Origin of the sequence: Sphingomonas sp. LH128 (assembly GCF_000293195.2) — a bacterium.
Taxonomy (GTDB): Bacteria; Pseudomonadota; Alphaproteobacteria; order Sphingomonadales; family Sphingomonadaceae; genus Novosphingobium; species Novosphingobium resinovorum_A.
The window spans coordinates 1-3,627 of record NZ_ALVC01000300.1 but is presented as its reverse complement, the minus strand read 5'-3'; the positions used below and the strand labels follow the sequence as shown (position 1 = coordinate 3,627).

General features: G+C 61.7%; 3 protein-coding genes. All 3 read left to right on the top strand.

What is annotated here, in order from left to right:
* The first annotated feature begins 124 nt into the window (after positions 1-124).
* From LH128_RS21960 to LH128_RS21950, 3 genes are read left to right on the top strand one after another with little or no spacing between them, the layout of a single operon-like run.
* Complete coding sequence (locus LH128_RS21960) at positions 125-1,669, top strand: tyrosine-type recombinase/integrase (protein ID WP_037520812.1); 1,545 nt, start codon at positions 125-127, stop codon at positions 1,667-1,669.
* The gene (locus LH128_RS21955) at positions 1,663-2,577 is read left to right on the top strand and encodes a tyrosine-type recombinase/integrase (RefSeq protein ID WP_008831885.1); all 915 of its coding nucleotides are present in this window, start codon (positions 1,663-1,665) and stop codon (positions 2,575-2,577) included. The genes LH128_RS21960 and LH128_RS21955 overlap by 7 nt, the downstream gene beginning before the upstream one ends.
* On the top strand, positions 2,574-3,578 hold the full coding sequence (locus LH128_RS21950) for a tyrosine-type recombinase/integrase (protein WP_008831884.1): 1,005 nt from the start codon (positions 2,574-2,576) through the stop codon (positions 3,576-3,578). Before LH128_RS21955 ends, LH128_RS21950 begins: the two co-directional genes overlap by 4 nt.
* Positions 3,579-3,627: the final 49 nt, after the last annotated feature.

The following is a 3,627-nucleotide window of genomic DNA, read 5'->3' as shown; positions in this document are numbered from 1 at the left end:
TATTCTTTGCAGTCGACATTTATGTCGAGCATTGCGGCCGGAGGCGTGGGATTGCGTCGATTGGTCATGATTTTACTCCAGATAATTGCTCCTTCTTCGGCCTCACCAAGTCGAAGGAGCCGCTATGTCATCAAGATCATTTGCTTCGTTTGAGCCTGCGCCGCGCAGGACAGAAGATCCGCCCAGTCCCGACGCACTACTCACCGCATTCCTCTCCTCTCTATCTTCCGAGGGGGCGGCGTGTTCGGTCGTGTACGGTGCTGCTGTCCGGCATTTTCTGCACTGGCTGGATTTTCAGGGGATCGCGATCCGCATGCTCGACGATCGTGTCGTTCGGCGGTTCGAGAAGCATCGGTGCCGGTGCCACCGGTATTCGGCGCAGCAAGCGATCTACAAGGCTGATATTGCGGCGCGGGTCAGGCGTTTCGTCAGATTTCTGGAAGATCGAGGATACATCGCTGTTGGCGACGACCAGGCCGATATCGGCGAGCATCTTGCCGCCTATTCGGCCAAGATTGCCGGTCAGATGTTCACCAGAGGAACGGCGCGCAACTACAGATCCGACGCCGAGCATTTTACCGCATGGTTGCGGGTGTCACGCCTGGCTTTGAGCGACGTCGATGCCGAGCTGATCGAACGATACGCCCACCACGATTGCCGATGCCCGGTTTATCGCAAGCGAGGCAAGCTGGTGAGGTCGGGGACGAAGCGGCGACGGCGTTGTGCTCAGAGTTTTGTTGAGTTCCTGCGCACCCGTGGTGCGATCGCACCGCTGGAGCCGGCAGTGGAGGCCGATCCGCACATGTCGGCCTACCTGGCGTGGCTCAAGCAGCACCGGGGAGCGAGCGACGAGACGATCCGCCGTTACCGGAGCGATATCACGCGGCTCACGCCTATGCTGGGCGAGCCCTCGCAATGGGACGCTGCCATCCTGAGACGCGCGTTCGAACGGCGAAGCAAGGAGACCCCAGGGTCGGTCTCGCTGCTCGTCACGATCATGAGGAGCTACATTCGTTTTCTGATCGGTCAAGGCGAGTGCCGACCGGCTCTTTTGCACGCGATCCCATCGGTTCAGCGATACCGCCTTTCGAACCTGCCGCGCTACGTCGATGCGGCGACCATCGAGAGGATAATCGCGGCGTGTGGAACCCACCGTCCGGTGGAAGTGCGTGACAAGGCGATCATTCTCCTGCTTGCCAGGCTCGGACTGCGAGCGGGCGATGTCAGGGACATGCGGCTCGGCGATATCGATTGGCGGGGCGGGTACGTCCGGGTCAAGGGCAAGACGCGAAGGCCGGACCGCTTGCCACTGCCGCAGGATGTCGGCGATGCGATCCTTGCCTATCTGGCGACAGCTCGTCCCAGGTCTGGCGAGGAACATCTCTTCCTCCGTGCATTGGCGCCGTTCACACCATTTGTCTCGTCGGCCGAGATTGCAGGGATCGTGTCGCGCGTTCTCGATCGGGGCGCGATCGAAGGGGTGCCGAGCGGGTCGCACATTTTTCGGCATTCGCTTGCCACCAACATGCTGCGCGCGGGCGCGGGTCTGGAGTCCGTTGGGACCATCCTGCGTCACAGCTCGCCCGAGACTACCGCCATCTACGCCAAGGTCGATCTGCCGATGCTCACGAAGATCGCGCAGCCTTGGCCAGGAGACCTGCCATGCTGAACACCCATATCGTCCGCTATGTTGGGCTGCATCGCAGTCTGGGCCGCAAGTTTGCCGAACAGGAACGCATGCTCCAACTCTACTCGGGCTTTGCTTCAGGCTTTGGCGATAGGCACACCAGGATCGAGCGGATCTACGACTGGTGCCATACCTCGAGTTCGCAATACGTGGCGCGGAGACGGTTCGATACCCTGCGCAACTTCAGTCTTTTCGCCCAAGCCGAGGATTCGGCCCACGAGGTTCCGCCCGCCGGTGTATTCGGCCGCGGCAAGCGGCCGCGCCCGACGCCGCATATTATCGAACCGGAACAGATCCGGGCGATCATGACGGCAGCGTTGGAGCTCCCGCCCAAGGGCATGATCAGCCCGCATACCTACCATTGCTTGTTTGGACTGCTGGCCGCGACGGGCCTTCGGATTTCCGAGGCCCTGGCGCTGCAATGCGATGACTTGGTCGAAGATGGCCTGATTGTTCGCAACGGCAAGTTCGGCAAGCAGCGCCTGATAGTCTTGCAGCCATCGACCCGTCAGGCGCTCGAAGCCTATCTCGCCACCCGAGTAAGGCTCCGAGCCACGGGCAGCGATCTGTTCGTAACGATCCGGGGGAGAGCACCACACAAGGTGCGTGCCCACATCGTGTTCGTCAGACTGGCGCGGCAGCTCGGATATCGTGGACCAACCGGAACAGCGGGTATGCGGCTTCACGATTTGCGGCACACTTTCGCCGTGCGATCGCTGGAGTCATGTCCGCCCGACAGGGAAGCGGTTGCACACCACATGGCCGGTCTCAGCGTCTATTTGGGGCACGCCTCGATCGCCAACACCTATTGGTATCTCGAGGCCACTCCGGTGCTGCTGCGCGACATCGCAGCCGTGAGCGAACACCTGTTTCTGGGAGAAGCAGCATGACGGCGCTCGCTCCCCATCTTTCCGCATACCTCCGCGAGCACTTGCCACGCGAACGCGCCGTCAGCCCGCACACGGTGAAGACCTATGCCAACTGCTTCGTTTTGCTGGTCCGGTTTGCTGCTGATCGGCTGAAGCGTCGACCGACCGATCTCGAGGTCGAGGATCTCGGCACCGATATGATCCTGGCATTTCTCGACCATATCGAAGCCCAGCGCGGCAGCTCGGTGCGGACCCGCAACGGCAGGCTCGCCGCGATCCGGTCCTTCTTCCGGTACATGGAGTATCGGATCCCGGCTTGCCTTGATCAAGCGCTTCGGGTCCGATCGATCCCGAGCAAGAAGACGGACAAGGCGCTCATAGACTACCTCGACCGGGACGAGATCAAGGCATTGCTCGATGCCCCGGATCCCCGGACACGCCTTGGCACCCGTGATCGCGCCATGCTGCATCTGACCTATGCCGGCGGGCTCAGGGTGTCGGAACTCGTGTCGCTGCAACTGCGCGATTTCCCGGACCGCTCGCTGTCCACCGTGCACATCATGGGCAAAGGCCGCCGCGAGCGGGTCTTGCCGCTATGGAAGGAGACCCAGTTCGCACTGCGCGCATGGCTTGCGATCCGTCCCGAAGCGCAAGTGGCCGAGATATTCCTCAACGCCAACGGGCAGCCCATGACCCGCGATGGGTTCGCATTCCGACTGACTGAACACGTCAAAACTGCGGCAGCGAAGCAGCCTTCGATCCTCCGCAAACGGGTTACGCCGCACGTGCTGCGCCATTCCTGCGCGATGCACACGCTCGCGGCGACCGGGGACATCCGCAAGGTCGCGTTATGGCTCGGTCACGCCAGCATCCAGAGCACCGAGACCTATTTGCGCGCCGATTCCGAGGAGAAGCTGCAAATCCTCGCGGCCCACGGCGCACCTGCGATCAAGCCCGGACGTTTCAAGCCACCATCCGATGCCTTGATCACCATGCTCACCGACGTTCGGAGGCGGGCTTAGCCCGTCCCCGGACATTCCCTCAACCCTCATATTATCTGGAGTAAAATCA